Annotated in this window: 15 protein-coding genes; 10 read left to right on the top strand and 5 right to left on the bottom strand. The window is 44.4% G+C overall.

The features are described 5' to 3' along the window. Positions 1-53: 53 nt before the first annotated feature. The 3 genes from hutU (at position 54) to A142_RS07190 (ending at position 4,247) form a co-directional block, all read left to right on the top strand. Positions 54-1,748, top strand: coding sequence for a urocanate hydratase (hutU, locus tag A142_RS07200; protein ID WP_019821879.1), 1,695 nt, complete (start codon positions 54-56; stop codon positions 1,746-1,748). 14 nt (positions 1,749-1,762) lie between these two features. After that, positions 1,763-3,295 carry a histidine ammonia-lyase gene (gene hutH / locus A142_RS07195; protein ID WP_032545415.1) on the top strand — a complete coding sequence of 511 codons (1,533 nt, stop codon included), beginning with the start codon at positions 1,763-1,765 and terminating at the stop codon, positions 3,293-3,295. A gap of 226 nt (positions 3,296-3,521) precedes the next feature. Further along, positions 3,522-4,247, top strand: coding sequence for a DUF3581 domain-containing protein (locus A142_RS07190; protein ID WP_010438254.1), 726 nt, complete (start codon positions 3,522-3,524; stop codon positions 4,245-4,247). Between the two features lie 120 nt (positions 4,248-4,367). On the opposite strand, the gene A142_RS07185 is transcribed toward A142_RS07190, so the two are convergent. The 3 genes from A142_RS07185 to ydiJ form a co-directional block, all read right to left on the bottom strand. Then, positions 4,368-5,999: a S1 family peptidase gene (locus tag A142_RS07185; protein WP_019821874.1), complete on the bottom strand. Its 1,632-nt coding sequence runs from the start codon at positions 5,997-5,999 to the stop codon at positions 4,368-4,370. 145 nt (positions 6,000-6,144) lie between these two features. After that, positions 6,145-6,606, bottom strand: a complete 462-nt coding sequence (locus A142_RS07180; protein WP_019821872.1) for a methyltransferase family protein — start codon at positions 6,604-6,606, stop codon at positions 6,145-6,147. A 67-nt stretch (positions 6,607-6,673) separates the two neighbouring features. Further along, positions 6,674-9,709, bottom strand: a complete 3,036-nt coding sequence (ydiJ, locus tag A142_RS07175; RefSeq protein ID WP_019821870.1) for a D-2-hydroxyglutarate dehydrogenase YdiJ — start codon at positions 9,707-9,709, stop codon at positions 6,674-6,676. Between the two features lie 222 nt (positions 9,710-9,931). Between ydiJ and A142_RS07170 the strand changes: the two genes are divergently transcribed. From A142_RS07170 to A142_RS07140, 7 genes are all read left to right on the top strand, one after another. Next, positions 9,932-10,615, top strand: a complete 684-nt coding sequence (locus A142_RS07170; protein WP_019821868.1) for a DUF3334 family protein — start codon at positions 9,932-9,934, stop codon at positions 10,613-10,615. Positions 10,616-10,824: 209 nt separating this feature from the next. Then, on the top strand, positions 10,825-11,514 hold the full coding sequence (locus tag A142_RS07165; RefSeq protein ID WP_029405421.1) for a DUF2786 domain-containing protein: 690 nt from the start codon (positions 10,825-10,827) through the stop codon (positions 11,512-11,514). Positions 11,515-11,627: 113 nt separating this feature from the next. Beyond that, positions 11,628-12,293 carry an OmpA family protein gene (locus tag A142_RS07160; RefSeq protein WP_019821864.1) on the top strand — a complete coding sequence of 222 codons (666 nt, stop codon included), beginning with the start codon at positions 11,628-11,630 and terminating at the stop codon, positions 12,291-12,293. A 157-nt stretch (positions 12,294-12,450) separates the two neighbouring features. Further along, the gene (locus A142_RS07155; RefSeq protein WP_019821861.1) at positions 12,451-13,536 is read left to right on the top strand and encodes a J domain-containing protein; all 1,086 of its coding nucleotides are present in this window, start codon (positions 12,451-12,453) and stop codon (positions 13,534-13,536) included. Between the two features lie 165 nt (positions 13,537-13,701). Continuing rightward, on the top strand, positions 13,702-13,890 hold the full coding sequence (locus A142_RS07150) for a hypothetical protein (RefSeq protein ID WP_017059767.1): 189 nt from the start codon (positions 13,702-13,704) through the stop codon (positions 13,888-13,890). A 350-nt stretch (positions 13,891-14,240) separates the two neighbouring features. Beyond that, complete coding sequence (locus A142_RS07145) at positions 14,241-14,648, top strand: SulA-like leucine-rich domain-containing protein (protein WP_017072931.1); 408 nt, start codon at positions 14,241-14,243, stop codon at positions 14,646-14,648. Between the two features lie 308 nt (positions 14,649-14,956). Then, complete coding sequence (locus A142_RS07140; RefSeq protein WP_019821856.1) at positions 14,957-16,060, top strand: phosphoribosylaminoimidazolesuccinocarboxamide synthase; 1,104 nt, start codon at positions 14,957-14,959, stop codon at positions 16,058-16,060. 160 nt (positions 16,061-16,220) lie between these two features. On the opposite strand, the gene A142_RS07135 is transcribed toward A142_RS07140, so the two are convergent. Continuing rightward, on the bottom strand, positions 16,221-16,598 hold the full coding sequence (locus A142_RS07135; protein ID WP_019821854.1) for a hypothetical protein: 378 nt from the start codon (positions 16,596-16,598) through the stop codon (positions 16,221-16,223). 203 nt (positions 16,599-16,801) lie between these two features. Then, the gene (locus A142_RS07130; protein WP_019821852.1) at positions 16,802-19,180 is read right to left on the bottom strand and encodes a helicase-related protein; all 2,379 of its coding nucleotides are present in this window, start codon (positions 19,178-19,180) and stop codon (positions 16,802-16,804) included. Positions 19,181-19,287: the final 107 nt, after the last annotated feature.

Here is a 19,287-nt window from a genome sequence, read left to right as displayed (position 1 = left end):
ATACCGATAACTACAACTACAACGATATAACGTGAAACAGAAGGAATTCCAAAATGACGGAACACCACAACAGTGACCCTCGTCTCGACACGACTCGCGAAATTCGCGCACCTCATGGCACTACTTTGCGCGCTAAATCTTGGTTAACAGAAGCACCACTGCGTATGCTGATGAACAACCTAGACCCTGATGTGGCAGAACACCCACATGCACTGGTTGTGTATGGCGGTATTGGTCGCGCTGCGCGTGATTGGAAATGTTATGACAAGATTGTTGAAGTATTAGAGCGTTTAGAAGACGACCAAACGTTACTTGTTCAATCAGGTAAACCTGTAGGCGTGTTCCCGACTCATAAAAACGCACCTCGCGTTCTGATCGCTAACTCGAACCTTGTTCCACATTGGGCGAACTGGGAACACTTCAACGAGCTCGATAAAGAAGGCTTGATGATGTACGGCCAAATGACAGCAGGCAGCTGGATTTACATTGGCTCTCAAGGCATCGTTCAAGGTACTTACGAAACCTTTGTCGCGATTGCGAAGAAGCACTTCCAAGGTGAAGCGAACGGTAAATGGGTTCTAACGGGTGGTCTTGGTGGCATGGGCGGTGCTCAACCTCTTGCTGCAACGATGGCTGGCTTCTCAATGATCGCAGTGGAGTGTGATGAATCACGAATCGACTACCGCTTACGTACTGGCTATGTAGACAAAAAAGCCACCAGCTTAGATGAAGCGATGGCAATGATTAAAGAGTCAGGCACGCCAATCTCTGTTGGCTTATTAGGTAACGCCGCAGACGTATTCCCAGAGCTTGTTGAACGTAATATCACGCCTGACGTGGTGACCGACCAAACATCTGCCCACGATCCTCTGAACGGCTACTTGCCGCAAGGTTGGACGATGGAGAAAGCCGCACAAGAGCGCACCATTGATGAAGCAAAAGTGGTGAAAGCCGCTAAACAATCGATGGCGATTCAAGTTCAAGCAATGCTAGATCTTCAGTACCGTGGTGCTGCAACCGTAGATTACGGCAACAACATTCGCCAAATGGCACTGGAAGAAGGTGTGGAAAACGCATTTGATTTCCCAGGCTTCGTTCCCGCATATATACGACCTTTATTTTGTGAAGGCGTCGGTCCGTTCCGTTGGGCGGCACTGTCTGGTGACCCAGAAGACATCTACAAAACAGACCAAAAAGTAAAAGAACTGATTCCAGACAACCCACATCTACATAACTGGCTAGATATGGCACGTGAACGCATTCAGTTCCAAGGCCTACCAGCTCGTATCTGTTGGGTTGGATTGAAAGACCGTGAACGCTTAGGCCAAGCATTCAATGAAATGGTTAAAAATGGTGAACTGAAAGCACCCGTTGTTATCGGTCGAGACCACCTAGATTCAGGCTCAGTAGCAAGCCCGAACCGCGAAACAGAAGGCATGATGGATGGATCAGATGCCGTATCAGATTGGCCTCTATTGAACGCCCTTCTAAATACTGCAGGTGGCGCAACATGGGTTTCTCTCCACCACGGTGGCGGCGTTGGCATGGGCTTCTCGCAACACTCGGGTATGGTGATTTGTTGTGACGGCAGTGAAGATGCATCACAGCGTATTGCTCGTGTACTTCACAATGATCCGGCCACTGGCGTTATGCGTCATGCTGATGCGGGTTACGATATTGCCAAGCAGTGCGCTAAAGAACAGAAGCTTGATTTACCTATGCTAAACGAAGAACTTCGTCGCCTTTAATGTCTGGAGAAAACATGTTGAATTTATTACTTAAACCAGGACTTCTAGGCCTACCTGAACTGCGTAAGATTAGCCGTAGCCCTGTGAACTTATCACTTGATCCAGCAGCGATTCCAGATATTGAAGCGAGCATGCAGGTTGTCGAGCAAGTGATTGCTGAAGATCGCACCGTGTATGGCATCAATACAGGCTTTGGCTTATTAGCAAATACCAAAATTGCGCCTGAAGATCTCGAAGTACTACAGAAAAGTATCGTACTTTCTCATGCAGCGGGCATTGGCAAATTTATGTCTGATGAAACCGTGCGTTTGATGATGGTATTGAAGATTAACAGCTTGTCTCGCGGTTACTCAGGTATTCGCCTCAAAGTGATTAATGCCCTTATCGATCTTGTGAACGCACAGGTTTACCCATGTGTTCCACAAAAAGGATCAGTAGGTGCATCTGGAGATCTTGCTCCCCTCGCCCACATGAGTACCGTTCTGCTAGGTGAAGGCCAAGCACGCCACAACGGCAAAATCATAACTGGCTTAGAAGCAATGCAGATCGCTGGCTTGGAGCCAATAACACTTGCGCCGAAAGAAGGCTTAGCGCTGCTAAACGGCACACAAGCATCGACTGCCTTTGCATTAGAAGGTCTGTTCGCAGCTGAAGACTTGTTTGCGTCTGCGACTGTGTGTGGTGCAATGTCTGTTGAAGCCGCACTGGGTAGTCGTCGCCCGTTTGATCCTCGAATTCATCGCGTTCGTGGTCATCGTGGCCAAATGGATGCCGCGCTTGCTTACCGCCATATGCTTGATCAAAAGAGTGAGATTGGTGAGTCACACACTTGCTGTGAAAAGGTTCAAGACCCTTATTCGCTGCGTTGCCAGCCTCAAGTGATGGGGGCGTGTTTACAGCAGATTCGTAATTCAGCAGAAACCTTAAACATTGAAGCAAATGCCGTATCCGACAACCCACTTGTTTTTGCTGAAGACGGTGACATCATTTCAGGTGGTAACTTCCACGCCGAACCCGTCGCAATGGCAGCCGATAACCTTGCATTGGCAATCGCCGAGATAGGTAGCTTGTCAGAACGAAGAATGGCACTGTTGATTGATAGCGCACTAAGCAAACTTCCACCTTTCTTAGTCGATAACGGCGGCGTTAACTCAGGCTTTATGATTGCTCAAGTAACGTCTGCTGCTCTGGCAAGCGAGAATAAAACACTGGCACACCCAGCATCAGTAGACAGCCTTCCAACATCGGCAAACCAAGAAGATCATGTATCTATGGCAACCTTTGCGGGTCGTCGACTGCGTGACATGGCAGAAAACACCCGTGGCATCTTGGCTGTTGAATACTTAGCAGCAGCACAAGGCTTAGATTTTAGAGCACCAAATCTCTCTTCTCCTCGAGTAGAAGAAGCAAAACAGATACTGCGCGAGAAAGTCAGCTTCTACGATAAAGATCGCTACTTCTCACCAGATATCGAGCAAGCGAACCTATTGCTCAAATTATCAGTGCACAATCACCTAATGCCAGAAGGTATTCTGTGTAGCTTTTAAGGGAGAAACAATCTGAACAACACCCATTAGAGTTTTATATAAACAAGGGCTATTGATTAGCCCTTGTTGCATTGAGCCAAAGACCATATTCCCCTTAAAATCGTCACATACCATCCAACGTATTTATCTAATCGATTGATATATAAGCAAAGTTAACTGGATAGACCATTAGAGCGAAGTTAGTTAGCTATAATCCACCCCAGATTTGATGACTAATAGCGATACTATGTTTCTGACACCTTACTTTTCTACTGAAGACAATCAATTTCAATTCACTCGTGAACAAGCTAGCCACTTTGCTAAAAAAGTAGCCGCTGACTTCAACCCAATTCACGATGAAGACAACAAGCGCTTCTGCGTGCCTGGCGACCTTTTGTTTGCAGTTCTTCTACAGAAAGAAGGCATCAGCCAAAAAATGCGTTTTGATTTTTCCGGTATGGTGGGTAACGGTATTGCGCTAAGCGTTGACAACAAATGTGAGAAAGAAAGCTCACTGGTTGACGAGAAAGGCAAAGAGTACCTACACATGTCTTGTGAAGGTGAAAAGAGCCACGACCAAGCATTCATCGAGCACGTGGTAACAAACTACGTTAAGTTCTCTGGTATGAACTTCCCGCACATCATGGTTCCTCTTATGGAAGAACAACAAATGATGATCAACTGCCAACGTCCTCTTGTGATTTACGAGAGCATGGAAGTTGAATTTACTCGCCTAGACCTGTCTCACCCAGAAGTTGAATTCTCTGGCGCGACTTTTGATGTTGAAGGCAAACGTGGCATCGTGACCCTGAACTTCGATTTCAAAGAAGACGGTGAAGTAGTCGGTAAAGGCGTGAAACGCATGGTAGCAAGTGGTCTTAAGCCATACGACCAAGCTTCTGTAGACGACCTAGTAAACCGCTTCAACGAGCGCAAAGAGATGTTTCTAGCTCAGTTCGCAGCTGCTGCTTAATCGGCACTCTTATTTACATCAAGTGGTGTAAATAGCTCTAGAACAAGATCAATAAAGCCCAGCTTGATATCCTCAAGCTGGGCTTTTTAGTTCTTAACCATCAAATTATATTTGTACTGGTTACTTTTTAAACTTCAGTGGTGAAGGTAACTTTCGTACAATCAAACCGCCTAAAAGCATAAATAACCAATGCCAAGCCAGAGAACCGCCACTGCTACCAGAGCTTCTCGCATCCTGCGAACCATCTGGATCGGGTGTCTTTATCTCATCGGCATAAGCAAAGTTGTTGACCGTAACTCTGTCATCCCCGAGGGAAACGGAGCCATCTTTGACATACTTAATAGCAAAACTATTATTAGAATCTCTCACCAGCGGAAGGCTTAGCGAGCCAGCAAGTTCACCCGAATCTACATAGAATTCTCGTCCGTTAATATAGACTTCAAGGTAATCATGATCCAACTCAGACGATACCGTCACATCGAAAGACACTGTCCCGGTCGGTATACCCTCTACAACCAACATTGTCGATTCGCTGCTACCTATTGATGGAGAGACGATTGTTGATCCTTCGGTACCCCACGCTTGTGTGCTGTAGACACCACTGTTTGGTACACTCACATAAGAGTTTACAGTATTCGTTACAGATCTCGCCCCTATAACAGAAGCCGTTGATGTAACCGTGCCCAGTAGTGAATCAGTTTCAACATTAATGCCAAATTTATGTTCGCCAATTGAGTTTAGGTTATAACTCACCACTACTTCACAGCTTTGCCCTGCAGTTAAAGTGCTACACCCATCATTAGTTATATAAGTATCACTACCAGAGATTGGATAAACACGGTTTACTTCGATGTTTTGGTCAGATTTATTGGTAAATTCAAAGGTATGTGAGATAGGCGCCAATAATCTTGCACCTAGCGTTTCCATTTGACGATAACTAAACCCTGCTTTCTGCTCATTAATCCAATCATCGAAATAACTAATATTGGTGTACACTCCATAGGCATTGGCCTGTGCACAGCCTTTACCCCAACTTACAATGCCTAGTTGCTCATATGTTCCATTTGTCGAGACAACGATTGGGCCACCACTGTCACCCTGACAAGAGTCATAACCACCATCACTGTAACCCGCACAGAATGCATCACTGCCAATTGACGCATAGCCACTGTGAGAAACGCTATTACATTCGTACTGGTTAACTAAAGGAACATCCACCTGATACAGCTCACTCTTCGATGCATAATCATCTGATGCGTCATGATCTCCCCAGCCCATGACGGTTAGAATCTGACCATCATTCAGGTTACCGCGCATGTAGGCATCAGCGAGATTAACCACAGACTCCGATGGCTTATCGACGAGTTCAATAATGGCTATGTCGTTACTTATAGGATTAGGAGTGTAATACTGATGTAAATATATATTTTCAACAGCGTACCTGTGTTGTGCTGCTTGAGAGGTAGAAAGATTGGATACGCCAATCACCACATCGAGATCTTCACGGCCATTACCTTCTACACAGTGAGCAGCGGTGAGGACATATCTCTCGCCAATAAAGCTCGCACCACAAAACTGACCGTCATAAGCATTCACGTTTCTTGAGACTAGCGCAGCCATAAATGGCCAATTTCCTTGTGTTGCTTCTTTACCGTTTATAATTCGAGCTGAAACATCTGCCAACACCGACGTTGAAGACAGACTCACTACACAGACACCTAGCGACAACCATTTCGCCTGAACAACTTTCATTACCTAGCCTTTATTCATTTTAATAATGAAGCGCAGACTATTTTATAAGAAATCAATATGAAACCTAAAACACATTAATTTGTGATATAGATCAACCAAACGATAATAATTCTTATCTGATTACTTAATTGTATTTGAATCCACATCAGATCCAGCGTCTAACCTTTTGTTTGTAATCAACATATTCCGCACCGAATAATTGCTCTAGAGCGCGTTCTTCTGGCTTAATTTGGAACTGATTCATGTAGATTACGAATACAAAACTGAGCAAAACACTGAATAGGTTTTGGAAGAAGTAGCCAAAGCAAAACAGTAGGATAAATAGCCCTAGATACATTGGGTTTCGCGTGTAGCCAAAAATTCCACTGTCCACGACTGCGGATGCGGTTTCGACTTTGATCGGATTAACGGTGGTTTTCTGTTTACGAAACTCCCATATGCCTGATATTCCAATAACGCCACTCAATACAATCCCGATACCGAGCACAGCTATTCCATAAGGCAGTGCCAATGTTCCTTGGCTCAACTGCTGAGCACAGAAGTACGAGGCCATGAATACAATAATGAACAGTGCAACGGGTGGTACTTTTAACTCTAGAAATCTCATAGCTTTCCTTATTAACAATTCCATTGTTAGTTTAGAAAAAAGCCCAGCAATTGCTGGGCTAAATGTATTAAAGAATTTTTGCGAGCGCCTGTAATGGGTGGGCAAGCTTCTCACCCTCAAAACGCTTCACTTGGCTTCGACAGGAATAACCCGTCACTAAGCAACGCTCTTTCGGTAAGTCTTGCATCCTTGGCTTCCAACTTAAACCGTATATATCTTTCGACATTTGTAGCTTATCGACTTCGTGCCCGAAGGTGCCCGCCATGCCACAACAGCCGACAGGAACGCTGGTTAACGCAGCACCAAAGTGTTTGAAGATAGCACCCCACTCTTTTTCAGCGTTCGGCATTTTGGTTTTCTCAGTACAGTGAGCAAACAAGTACCACATCTCTTCACTTGCAGAACGTGCTTCAAACTCACCCAACGATGGCATTAACCATTCATGCACTGTCAGTACATCAAAGTCTCCGCGCTTGTCAGCCAAGATCTCAACATATTCATCGCGGTAACAAAGCACCAGTGCAGGATCAACACCCACCAAAGGTATACCGATATCAGCAACCATTGACAAGAAATCCGATGTTGATTTCGCTTCACGCGCAAAACGACTTAAGAAGCCTTTGATGTGCAGTGCTTTACCATTTGGTTTAAACGGCAATAACACCGGTGTTTTGCCAAGCTTCTGAGCCAGAGTAACGAAGTCTTCGACTACCTCTGCATCATAAAAGCTAGTAAACGGGTCTTGAACGATCAACACGTGCTGTTTCTTCTGCTCAGAAGAGAGCCCTTCTAGATACTGTAAATCGAAGAGTTGCAGCTCTTTGCTCGCCAGACGATTTTTTAGCGTAGGCACTGACATCAACGGTGCATCAACATAACCGACCGTTTTAGCTGTTGCCGTTTGGATCCACTTTTGACCTAATGCAGCGTTCACTACTTTTGGCGCTTTCGCCATCAGCGGCAGCATGGTTTCAATGTTGGCGACTAAATAGTCTTTTGCTGGGCGTTGGTAACGCGAGTAATAGATGTTTAAGAATCGTGAGCGGAAACTTGGTACATCGACTTTGATCGGACATTGACTCGCACACGCTTTACACGCCAAACAACCGTTCATCGCTTCATGAACTTCATGTGAGAAATCGTATTCGTGGCGTTTGTTCATCGTGTTACGAACACGCTCAATCATAGTCTTAACGGGTGTATTGTCTTTCAACGCTTCTTGCTCAAGGTCGAGAATATCAACGCCTTGTTCAGTCAGTTGACGCAACCACTCTCTTACCAAGCCTGCGCGGCCTTTTGGTGAATGACGACGGTCAGCCGTGACTTTCATTGAAGGACACATTGGCGAGCTAGTGTCGTAGTTGAAACACAAGCCGTTACCGTTACATTCCATCGCTTGCTTGAAGCTGTCACGAACTTGTACGTCGATCTGACGGTCGTAAAAGCCACGCTTGGTATCAGTAACCTTCACCAATTCAGCGTCACTTTCTAAAGGCGTACAGATCTTGCCAGGGTTCATCTTGTTATGCGGGTCGAATGCTGCTTTAACACGTCTTAATTCGGTAAACAGCTCTTCACCGAAGAAGTCAGGACCATACTCAGAACGGAAGCCTTTACCGTGTTCACCCCACATCAAGCCGCCGTATTTAGCCACCAGCTTAACCACTTCATCAGAGACTTCATGCATCAAGGCTTCTTGCATCGGATCACACAGATCCAATGCTGGACGAACGTGTAATACGCCCGCGTCAACGTGACCAAACATGCCGTAATTCAACTCTTTTGAATCGAGTAACACTCTAAATTCAGAGATGAAATCCGCCAAGTTTTCTGGTGGTACACAAGTATCCTCAGCAAAAGCGACTGGCTTAGCTCGGCCTTTCGCCGCACCTAACAGACCCACTGCTTTCTTACGCATGTTGTAGATTCGGCCAATGCTCGCCAAATCGCTACAAACTTGGAAACCAATAACGCCGGCTTCTTCGCTTTCAACCATGGTTTCAAGGCGTGTAGTCAGCGCTTGAACTTGCTGTTCAACTTCCGCTTCATCTTGGCCTGCAAACTCAACCATGTTGATGCCAAGCATCTCTTTATTAGGAACATCGGTCAGCAGGTCGCTCACAGTGTGCCAAACAATGTCTTGCTTCGCTAAGTTCAATACTCTTGAATCCACCGTTTCAACAGACAGTGCTTTCGCTTCTACCATGAACGGCGCATTACGCAGTGCAGAATCAAACGTGTTGTATTTCACGTTAACCAGTGTGCGCGCTTTTGGAATCTTCGTTAGGTTGAGCTTTGCTTCTGTAATGAATGCTAAAGAACCTTCTGCGCCACATAGAACGCGAGTCAGGTCAAAACTGTCATCTTGTTCGTTGATTGCATTCTTTAGATCGTAACCTGTTAAAAAGCGGTTCAACGGAGGGAATTTATCTAAGATTTGAGCGCGCTTGTCTCGACAAACCGCCTCAGTTACTGCAAGTGCATGGTGAGCGAATTCACCCTCAACGGGTAAGCCGTGTGATAAATCAGATTCTAGACATGAACCATCTGCGAACACCGCTTGCAGCGACAATACATGGTCAGACGTTTTGCCGTACTTCAATGACCCTTGGCCCGAAGCATCGGTATTGATCATGCCACCCAAGGTTGCTCGGTTACTGGTAGAAAGGTCTGGAGAGAAAAAGTAACCATAAGGGCGAACAGCGTCGTTCAATTGATCTTTAACGACACCAGACTGAACTCTTACCCAGCCTTCTTTCTCGTTAATCTCAAGAACCTTATTCATGTATCGCGACAGGTCAACCACGACACCTTTTGTTAAAGATTGTCCGTTGGTTCCGGTACCGCCGCCACGAGGGGAAAAAGTCACGCGTTCGTAAGCGGATTTAGAAACCACTTTACCGATAAGCACAACGTCTTGCGTTGTTTTAGGAAGGATGACCGCCTGCGGCAATTGCTGATAGACACTATTATCAGTCGCCACAGCCAAACGGCTAGAATATTGAGATTCAATGTCGCCAGTAAAGCCCGCTGTTTTTAGTTCATCTAAAAAGCGTACGACAACTGGATCGACATCAGCATTGAGTTGAAGTCTTGGTAACATTTGCTTCCTGCCCCTACTTCGCTGATCCTATCAGCATTGGGTTATCTGAGATTTTTAATAATTTTCTTTGAATTTCGTCACTTTACTACTATTAAGATCATATAAAAAGGTGATCAAATCAGAATCTCAGTGCAAGAATGGAGAAATAGTCACTTTCGTCTTAATTCAGTAACAATATACTGAATAACATTTTGTTTAAGACATCTCCACGAGCACATCACAATGAAAAAAAACAAAACAGTCACAACTGAAGATATCCTTCTTAAACTATGCCAATCAGTCTCAAGCGTACTGACTTCAGCGACGGCTTCTCAGGTGTCCTATTCAGCCATGGTTCAAAAGATCAACAAGACAAGCCTAAAGCCAGATTTTGGTTGCTTCGTTCTGTTTGACGGCGGCTTTTCTGGTCTCGTTGTTATTAATTTTACGTCCAAAGCAGCGCTAGAGATCTACACCAATTACATGCGCAATATGGGCATGCCTGAAAACGAGCTTGCTGTGCTTCATACTTCAGACGAAGTGGGTGATGTATTGGGTGAGTTGATGAACCAATTGGTTGGCGATTTCACCAATAAAATCCGCAAAGAGCTGCAAACCAACATCACACAAAACCAACCGAAAATGCTTGCGCTGAACAAGCAAGTGAACTTGTCTGTTGATACCAACCTAGATCGCCCACAAGCTCGCCGTGTGACCTTCTCTACTGCAAATAACAACATCTTCTATCTTGAGCTTGCAATGGATAAGACAGAGTTCATCCAGTTGGAAGAATTTGAAATCGCAGAAGACGAATGCCCGGATAGCATTCTTGAAGCAACTCAGAAAAAAATGCAAGAATCAAACAAGCCAGCACAAAGCTCAGGCAACGATTCTGCAGCAGATCTACTCGATGAACTGGGTATCTAGCGTGCTAATGCTCTAGTCACTCTAAAAAATCAAGTCACTAACGCCATCAATGCTCTTGATGGCGTTTTTGTTTGTGTAACCAAGCTAGCTTCTGCTGTCCGATATTCCCCGTCTCACTGAGTCATCAAACGAGTTTTGCCTTTCTGTTACCCGCGAAAACATGTAAAATGTTGGACTTTTAAAAATTTGCGGTACTGATTAAATTGTCGATGGATAAGAAAAAAGCCCTAAAGAAAATTGCCAAGTGTCTTGAGCTTGGAAATTCTGCGAACGTCAATGAAGCTGCCAATGCGATAAAAATGGCGCATAACTTGATGCTGAAATATGGTCTCGAAAAAGACGATATTGAATTTATCAAGATGGGGAAAACTCAGTCCAGTCACCTGTTACCTGCAAATATCAGTTCTACACTGCTGCGTATTATTCGCGGTATCAACACCAAGTTTGGCGTAGAAGCCGTGTTACTGAATCACAAAGGCCTTAAGCGTGTTGAGTTCATTGGTGAAGCCGATCGCGCTATCTTCGCAGCCTTTGCGTTCGATATTATTTATCGCGAACTGAATGAGCACACTGGCCAATTCAGAAATAGCTTTGCTGGCTCAGGCACAGGATCCTTAGAAGTGACACGTCGCGTTAACTCGTTTGTTTCAGGTTGGGTAGAAGGTGCGCTTGAAAAGCTGCCAACCATCACTCCAGACGACGAATCAAACAACAAGATCAATAACTACATTGATAAAGAATTCAAAAATATAGACCGCGAAACGTTCAAGCAACAACTCAAAGAAGCGATGAAAAACCTTACTGCTGATTATGAAGTTGGTTTGAAGAAAGGTCGTAAATTGTCTGTTAATCGACCGGTTGGCGGCACCCAGGCAGCTAAAAAGATAACTAAATCATAGAGCCACTTTACATTGCTTCAGCGTATTGATAAAAACCATCAATAAGATTTACAGGACTATGTTTGTCATTCACATTCATTCGTTTGACAGAAGTACATGATGGAGAAAATACGTTGAAGAAAATCACACTAGCCCTAGCACTTACTGTCGCTCTAACGGGTTGTCAGGCAACTCAACGCCAAAACGCGACAACTGGCGAATCTGAGACTAACTCTGCAACTCAAGGCGCTCTAATTGGTGCACTCGCTGGTGCCGTTGCTGGTGCTGCAACTGGTGACTCTAAAGACCGTGGTAAACGTGCACTTATCGGCGCAGCAGGTGGGGCAGCTGTTGGTGGTGGTATTGGTTACTACTTTGACCGACAAGAAGCAGCCCTTCGTGAAGAGCTAATGAATTCAGGCGTTCAAGTTGAACGTGTCGGTGAGAACCAACTTCTACTTCGCCTAGAAAACGGCATCGGTTTTGATTCTGGCTCTTACGCTTTGGAATCAAGCATTCACAACACCCTTCGCGGCGTGGCTCGCATCCTCGTTGAATACCCAGACACTAGCCTAGTGATTGAAGGTCATACTGACAGCACTGGCAGCGAATCGACGAACCAAATCCTTTCTGAGCGTCGTGCTGAATCTGTTCGTGCATTCTTGATCTCTCAAGACGTTGCTGCAGGTCGTGCCATTGCTCGTGGTAACGGTGAGCGTTACCCTCTGTGTGACAACAACACCTCTCAAGGTCGTGCTTGTAACCGTCGCGTAGAAATTCAAATCTTGCCGCTTAAGTAGCACGATTAAAGCCCAGTCCGTCTTTATCTATTGAAATAACCTCTATATAGTTGATTATCAGTTATGTTACTCATTTAACGTGATAATAATAATCAACGACCATAAAGCGTATTCATACTGACATATCGATTCTGGGCTTTTTTACGAGACTTATCTTTTGCTGATCCTATCCAACATTCTGCCATCATCACTTCTTAGAACTCTATTTCTAGCCCTCATCTTTTCCACGATACCGTTGTTCACCACACATTTCGTGCACGCAGCAAGCAGTGATGAGTTTTCACTAGAATCACAACCTCAAGATCCAGTTTCTCAATACCAATTGGCTCAAGCTTATGAATCGGGTGTCGACGTTCCTGTTAGCACCAGTGATTCATTGTATTGGTACACGCAGTCAGCAGAAAACGGCAACCCAAACGCGCAATTTAGACTGGGTGAATGGTACTTGGCAGGTACAGGTGTTGAACAAAGTAACAAGCTTGCTTTGGAATGGTTTATTAAAGCAGCGTTGCAAGGTAACCAGCGCGCGCCTATCGAGGTCGCAAAACTCTACGAATCCTCGCTAGAACAAGACCTCCTTCAACCTTTAGATAAAGCGCAGCTATGGTATGAAGCAGCCTTAAAAGATAATCCACAAGCAGAAGACGGCTACAACCGCATTTTGGAAGCACAATTCAACCAGCAACGTGCAAAACAGATCTCTTCAATAGAACAGCTCGATGACAGCATCGACTCTGAAATAGACACAAGTCAGGGGTTATCTAAGCACGTTCAATCTAACCAAGCATCACGCTCTAACCTCTCCAGTTCTAACCTAACGCATTCAGACTATCTGATTGGCACAGCCTTAGCCGTGTTGATTTCAATGGTCAGCATCATTGCGACGCTCGTTATCTCAAGAAAAAGACAAGCTCTAAAGTCGGGTGATTCGCGACAGCAACAACAATCACTTGAAGCACAGCTTAGCTCGAAGGACCTTACGATTAAGCAGCAAAAACGCCAGCTGCACACTATGTTCCACGAATTGAAAAAGCAGAAAAACAGCAAAGGTCGGAGTAATTTGCAGGTGGCCTGCGCGCTATTTGGCTACACACCTAGCTCAATCCCCGACCAGAAAAGCATCAAGATCCGATACAAACAACTATCAAAGATCTACCATCCAGATGGTCACGGATGTGACGAAGAAATGAAACGTTTGAACAATGCGCTAAAAACCATTTTACAAAATGTTACAAAACCGTAAATAAAAACACATCTTCATTTTTCAAGGTCTCAAAGATATCGATTTTATTGGTGTTGCAATCGATCCCCCTCTCAAAAACGGGTAACAAACTATTAACTAATGGGTCTTACTTGTGTCATAATCTGCGCGGAAAATACACCTGACTTAAACAGGTGAGGAGAGAATATGTTCACAATAGAAGGCGTTTGTGATTGGTGCAAAAAGCCAAGCCTAGTTAAAAAGCACGACTACCTAGATGGTAAGTGTCATCATGCATGTAACGAGTGCAATGATATTGCAACCATTGATGTTCGCCAGTTCAATATTGGTGAAATGGAAATGAGAGCAAAACTCTCCCAAGCGACATTGAGATAAGCAACACCGTGAAATATAAGAAAGCGCCTAAGGCGCTTTTTTTGTGCCTGCGGTTTTAGATCTTCTCTCTTCTCTCTTCTCTCTTCTCTCTTCTCTCTTCTATACAGGTCTATACAGTACTTTTCTGTCAAAACCACTGTATACACCTGTGTAAAGCTCACATTTTTTCAACTTATGAGACAAAACATAAAATTCATTCAAATTTAATTTATCGAATAATTTCAATGGCTTAACTGTTTTTCATCCATAATTCCAAACGAAATCGTCCAATAATTCCGCAAAAAACGCTTGATCTTATAAGCAACTAAAACTACTGTATACACATACAGCATGTATATAAGGACAGCAAAATGATTCAAGCACACGTTAAAGCACAACACTCTAGCCCGCTAGTTCACTGCGCATTTACATCAGTTTCTCGTAAAAGCAAAAATTCAAACGAGGAAGCGTTGTTTGCAAGAATGGCGTTGCTGTCCAATCAACATCAGTGGTTACTGTTTACGGCTCAAACACCAAGACCATCGGCTAAGCAGCTTAAGCAACATAATGTTTGCTGCGACCGCGTTATTCATATGAAAGCCTCTCATCAAATGACTGAGGTAGAGACTGTCGAGAAAGCCATTCGATCTAAGAATGCAAGTGCGATAGTTGCAAGTTCATCGATTGATCAGTTCAGCCAACAGTACCTAAGAACATTGGGGTTACGCTTTCAATGTGAAGTCTTCTTTATGGATGCAAATTCAGAGCGTATTCACTAGACCATATGCTTAATAACATTTGGCTCAAAAACACGGTCCACAAACATAGCTTAATCTTTTAGCTAACAAACTTAAGTTAACTTAACAGCATAGCTCCAAAACACAGTCCAAATATACTGCCTTCCCCTGCCCTACAATTCGCCAAATTTTTAGCGGATTGTTAGGCGGGGGTTTTTATTTGATCAACAGATTTAGCAATCGTTTGCTTTTTCTCTGGAAGCAAATAGTAGATTGGGTATAATGCCCGTCTAATCATGTGCACACCGCACTTCTCTGTATGACGTTTGATAAAAAATAGGAATGTCTAAATGAGCCTTGCTGATCAAGTTCTTGCCGTAAATGATGACCTACCAATCCGTACTGATAAACCTGTCCACAGTGGCAAGGTTCGTTCGGTCTACTGGTTAACTGAAGAAGATAGCCAACGACTAATTAAAGAGAAAGGTTACGATGTAGCACCAGATGCGCCTTTAGCAATCATGGTGATCAGTGACCGTATCTCTGCATTTGATTGTATCTGGCGTGGTGAAGGGAATCTGAAAGGTGTTCCAGGTAAGGGAGCAGCTCTAAATGCTATCTCTAACCACTGGTTCAAATTGTTTAAAGACAACGGCCTTGCTGACAGTCATATCCTTGATATCCCTCACCCATTCGTATGGATTGTACAAAAAGCTCGCCCTGTAATGATTGAAGCGATTTGTCGTCAATACATCACTGGTTCTATGTGGCGTGCTTACGCGAACGGCGAACGTGAATTCTGCGGTATTGAGATACCTGAAGGCCTAGAGAAAGACAAGAAGCTGCCTGAGCTACTTATCACGCCTTCAACAAAAGGGATTTTGAAAGGTATCCCTGGTGTTCCAGAAGCTGACGATGTGAACATCACACGTAACAACATCGAAGATAACTTCGCAGCGTTCAACTTTACTCAAGCAAGTGACATCGCGCATTACGAGAAGCTGCTAAAAGAAGGCTTCAACGTGATCAGCCAAGCACTGGCGAAAGTAGACCAAACCTTTGTCGACACTAAGTTTGAATTTGGTTACGTCAACGATGCTCAGGGCAAAGAAAAACTTATCTACATGGACGAAGTTGGTACTCCAGATTCATCTCGCATTTGGGATACTCAGGAATACAACAACGGCAACATCGTTGAGAACTCAAAAGAAGGCTTCCGTCAGTTCTTGCTTAACTACTTCCCTGATGCCGACATTCTATTGAACAAAGAACGTATGCCAGAACGTGAAGCACTAGCTCGTGACAATGAACTACCTCTTGATTCGCTAATGTCTCTGTCTCGTACTTACCTTGATATCGCTGCGAAAATCACAGGTGCTGAGATTGTCTTGAGCGAAAATCCTAAGCAAGAGATCATTGATGTTCTGCGCGCTGACTATGGGCTAATCGACTAGTCGCTTTATTGCTTCTTTATCTCAAAGTAAAAAGCTAGAAAGCTAGAAAGCTAATAAGCTCGTATACACAAGTTTTAGATACTAAAAGGGCCTCAATATTTGAGGCCCTTTTTACGTGTGCGTTTTACTATTCCTGAAAGAGGTTATAGGCAAACTGAAGTTACAGCCTAATCGTGAACTCTTCTCCAGAATTACCCGCAATCACTAAATGACTGCGCGATTCAATATACTCGATCTGCTCTTCTTCAAGAGAATATGGCATCACTACTTTGAGCTCATTGATTCCTTCCAGCTTCGCGAGCTTGAGTAAGGTCACAATATTCGACTCATCACTTTTACGCGTCGACATTGATTTCAATGCCATCTGCCATAAACGATCTTCAGGGCTTGCTAGCTCTTTAATGCTATCTCGCCAGACGGTACTGAATACTGGCGCAATTGTGGTGAGTGCTTCCAGAAAAGTCCATTTTTTACTGCATGAGGCGCCAAGAAATGTTGTGTAATCGAACTCTACACGCGTCTCTTCCTGTTTATCCATGATGTCCCCCGACACTTTGGCAACACAATATACTCAATATCTATCAACTCTTTCTTTATAGCAATAGGATATAGAAGAATAGTCTTTTATGACCTTTTGATTGGTTAAAAAGGCATATAAAAATCAAACTTGTAACAAAATAAGCACTGAAAAATCATATATGCACCTATTTGATTAATATTTTAGAGATAAAACTTATCCATCTATTTGATATCAATTATTCGGCTCGCTTTTTTGTACTGAATGCGCCAGCCTGACCATGTCGGCAGCTCCCAACGTTTTGGCGATAACTTTCGACTACCCGATTGATAGTGAACGTAAATCAGCTTTCTCGCGGGCAAGTATTCTACATCGAGTTGCAAGTCGGCAAGGCTCAATGCAAACGGGTATTTTTCCGAAAATTCTGAATTGAGCCAAGTTGGAATGCCATCGAACGGTATGTCTGAGTGGTCAAACATTTCCAATTCGCTGACATCAGTAACCCCTAACACTTCAAGCTGCTCTATAAACCATAGCTCAAAGTTAATGTTCTCAATTTCTGGTGTGTATTGTGTTGGCTCATCGAGACCGAGTTTCACATACAGCTGCCAATGCTTAATCTCTTGAGTGCGAACCTTTGCAAAACCAGGAAGTTGAGCACCACTTACCACGAGATCGACGATAGGCTTTAATGATAGTTGCCCTTCAGCCGCGACAAGCTTGGTTGTAATCGTGCGGCCTGCGTACATCAACGCCATCTCGGTAAAGACGCCATCATCATTCACAACGGTTTCACCTTGCTCCCAATCTCCTAACTCAGCATCAACTATAAGCTCAAGAGGAATAGGTGCAGTGACCGTCGCTAAGGTCAGTGTTTGCTTAACCCCTCTTCCCGGTAAGCTGTGAGTGTCCAACACCAACATCGCTTGCGCATTGTCAGGGAAACGATTTTGGCGACCAAGTACAACCTCTAACATCCCGTTGGCAAACGCTTCTTTCCTTTTCAGTCGGCGTACAAACACCAATTCAGGGTGCAACTGAATAATAGTTTCAAGTAGAGCGGTACGTTGATAGCGAGAGGCAACCTCTAACTGGGGAAGTTCAAACACCTCACGCATTTGCTTCGCCAAACCTTGGGCTTCATTCAAAGCCTGCTGGTCTATTTCAAGATGCGGATAATCACGACCGCGAACAATCTGAATTAACAGGGATAAATCACACTCTTCTTTTTCTTGTTGAGCGAGCGCTTCTAGATGTTCTGCATTATTAGGTAACTGATATAGGCGAGCAGGAACAGATAGCGCCGCCGTGAGATCGACCATCGCTTCTTTGAGTGCTTTGGTTTTGATGCGAGTAACAATGTCAGCATACAAAGCATCAATCGGCAGCGGATACAGCTTTTTGCCGTGCTCGGTAATTTGATGGTCGGCGTTAATCGCTTCCATCGTCAGCAAGGTTTGAGTTGCGCTGTTTAGCGACTTCTCAGGCATAGGATCGAGAAAAGACAAACTCTCTAGAGTCGCACCACAACATGCCGCCGCCAACATAGGTTCGGTCAGTTCTTCACGCTGTAGTTCAGGAGGCGTAACCAACTCCAACGCCGCATGTTCGCCATACAAACGAACACAGACACCATCCATTACCCTACCTGCACGACCTGCGCGTTGTTTGGCACTGGCGCGTGATATGGATTTCAGCATCAAGGTGGTTCTGCCGTTACGCTGAACGGTGCGCCTTTCTAATCCTGAATCTATCACCACACCGATGTCAGGAATGGTTAATGAGGTTTCTGCAACGTTGGTCGCAAGAATGACCTTTCTCAAACCATTACCTGCAGTATCGATATTCCGACCCGATAACGCTAAATCTCGCTCTTTATCACTGACCGACGCATGCAATTTAATGACTTGGATATCTGGATTTTTCGCTAAGGCTTGTTCGCATTGCACAATCTCTTTTTTACCCGGCAGAAAAACCAACATATCGCCGAAAGACGCAATTAATTGATGATTCACTTCTTCCGCGATGCGCTGCTCTAGATGTCGGATATCAGGCAGAGTTCTGGATTCATTCGCTCTGTGTTCAATCTCAACTTGATAAGTTCGGCCTTCACAACTGATTCGATTCGCATCCAAATAATAAGCAAGGCGTTCACCCTCAATGGTTGCTGATGTGATCACCAAACGGTGACTCGCTTTTTGTTTCAGAATCGCCACCAGCAAGTCGATGTCCCAGCGTCTCTCATGAAACTCATCCACCACGATCACGTCAAAGCTAGCGAGCCCATCTTCTGACAGCCAACGCAGCGCGATACCAGGCGTCACAAAAACAACGCCAGTTTGCTCGTTGTACTCAGACTCAAGCTTAATCGCATAGCCCACTTTGCTACCAAGCTTCACGCCCGATTGTTGTGCGAGATATTTAGCCAGTGAAATACACGCGATGCGTCTTGGCTCAACCACCAGAACTCGCCCATGTTGGGAAGCCCAAATTGGCAATCGCGTAGATTTACCTGATCCGGTTTCAGCCTCTACTACAAGGTGAGAATTAACGATTTGTTGGTGGAATACATTTTGATAAGCATCGATGGGAAGTAATGACATAAAAGGGAGCGTCGCGAAAAAGTGTGAGCAAAGTATAACGAATTATCGTGTTGAAATTCGATAAGTGTGGGACAGAGGTAAGAATATCATTTTGTTTGCTCAGATCG

The sequence above is a fragment of the Vibrio splendidus 12E03 genome, from assembly GCF_000272105.2.
GTDB classification, from domain to species: domain Bacteria; phylum Pseudomonadota; class Gammaproteobacteria; order Enterobacterales; family Vibrionaceae; genus Vibrio; species Vibrio splendidus_I.
This window is presented reverse-complemented; position numbering and strand designations above follow the sequence as displayed.

Bases quoted from the DNA above. Each gene is read 5' to 3' on its own strand.
- hutU (WP_019821879.1), top strand. From the start codon at position 54: ATGACGGAACACCACAACAGTGACCCTCGTCTCGACACGACTCGCGAA.
- hutH (WP_032545415.1), top strand. From the start codon at position 1,763: ATGTTGAATTTATTACTTAAACCAGGACTTCTAGGCCTACCTGAACTG.
- A142_RS07190 (WP_010438254.1), top strand. From the start codon at position 3,522: ATGTTTCTGACACCTTACTTTTCTACTGAAGACAATCAATTTCAATTC.
- A142_RS07185 (WP_019821874.1), bottom strand. From the start codon at position 5,999: ATGAAAGTTGTTCAGGCGAAATGGTTGTCGCTAGGTGTCTGTGTAGTG.
- A142_RS07180 (WP_019821872.1), bottom strand. From the start codon at position 6,606: ATGAGATTTCTAGAGTTAAAAGTACCACCCGTTGCACTGTTCATTATT.
- ydiJ (WP_019821870.1), bottom strand. From the start codon at position 9,709: ATGTTACCAAGACTTCAACTCAATGCTGATGTCGATCCAGTTGTCGTA.
- A142_RS07170 (WP_019821868.1), top strand. From the start codon at position 9,932: ATGAAAAAAAACAAAACAGTCACAACTGAAGATATCCTTCTTAAACTA.
- A142_RS07165 (WP_029405421.1), top strand. From the start codon at position 10,825: ATGGATAAGAAAAAAGCCCTAAAGAAAATTGCCAAGTGTCTTGAGCTT.
- A142_RS07150 (WP_017059767.1), top strand. From the start codon at position 13,702: ATGTTCACAATAGAAGGCGTTTGTGATTGGTGCAAAAAGCCAAGCCTA.
- A142_RS07145 (WP_017072931.1), top strand. From the start codon at position 14,241: ATGATTCAAGCACACGTTAAAGCACAACACTCTAGCCCGCTAGTTCAC.
- A142_RS07140 (WP_019821856.1), top strand. From the start codon at position 14,957: ATGAGCCTTGCTGATCAAGTTCTTGCCGTAAATGATGACCTACCAATC.
- A142_RS07135 (WP_019821854.1), bottom strand. From the start codon at position 16,598: ATGGATAAACAGGAAGAGACGCGTGTAGAGTTCGATTACACAACATTT.
- A142_RS07130 (WP_019821852.1), bottom strand. From the start codon at position 19,180: ATGTCATTACTTCCCATCGATGCTTATCAAAATGTATTCCACCAACAA.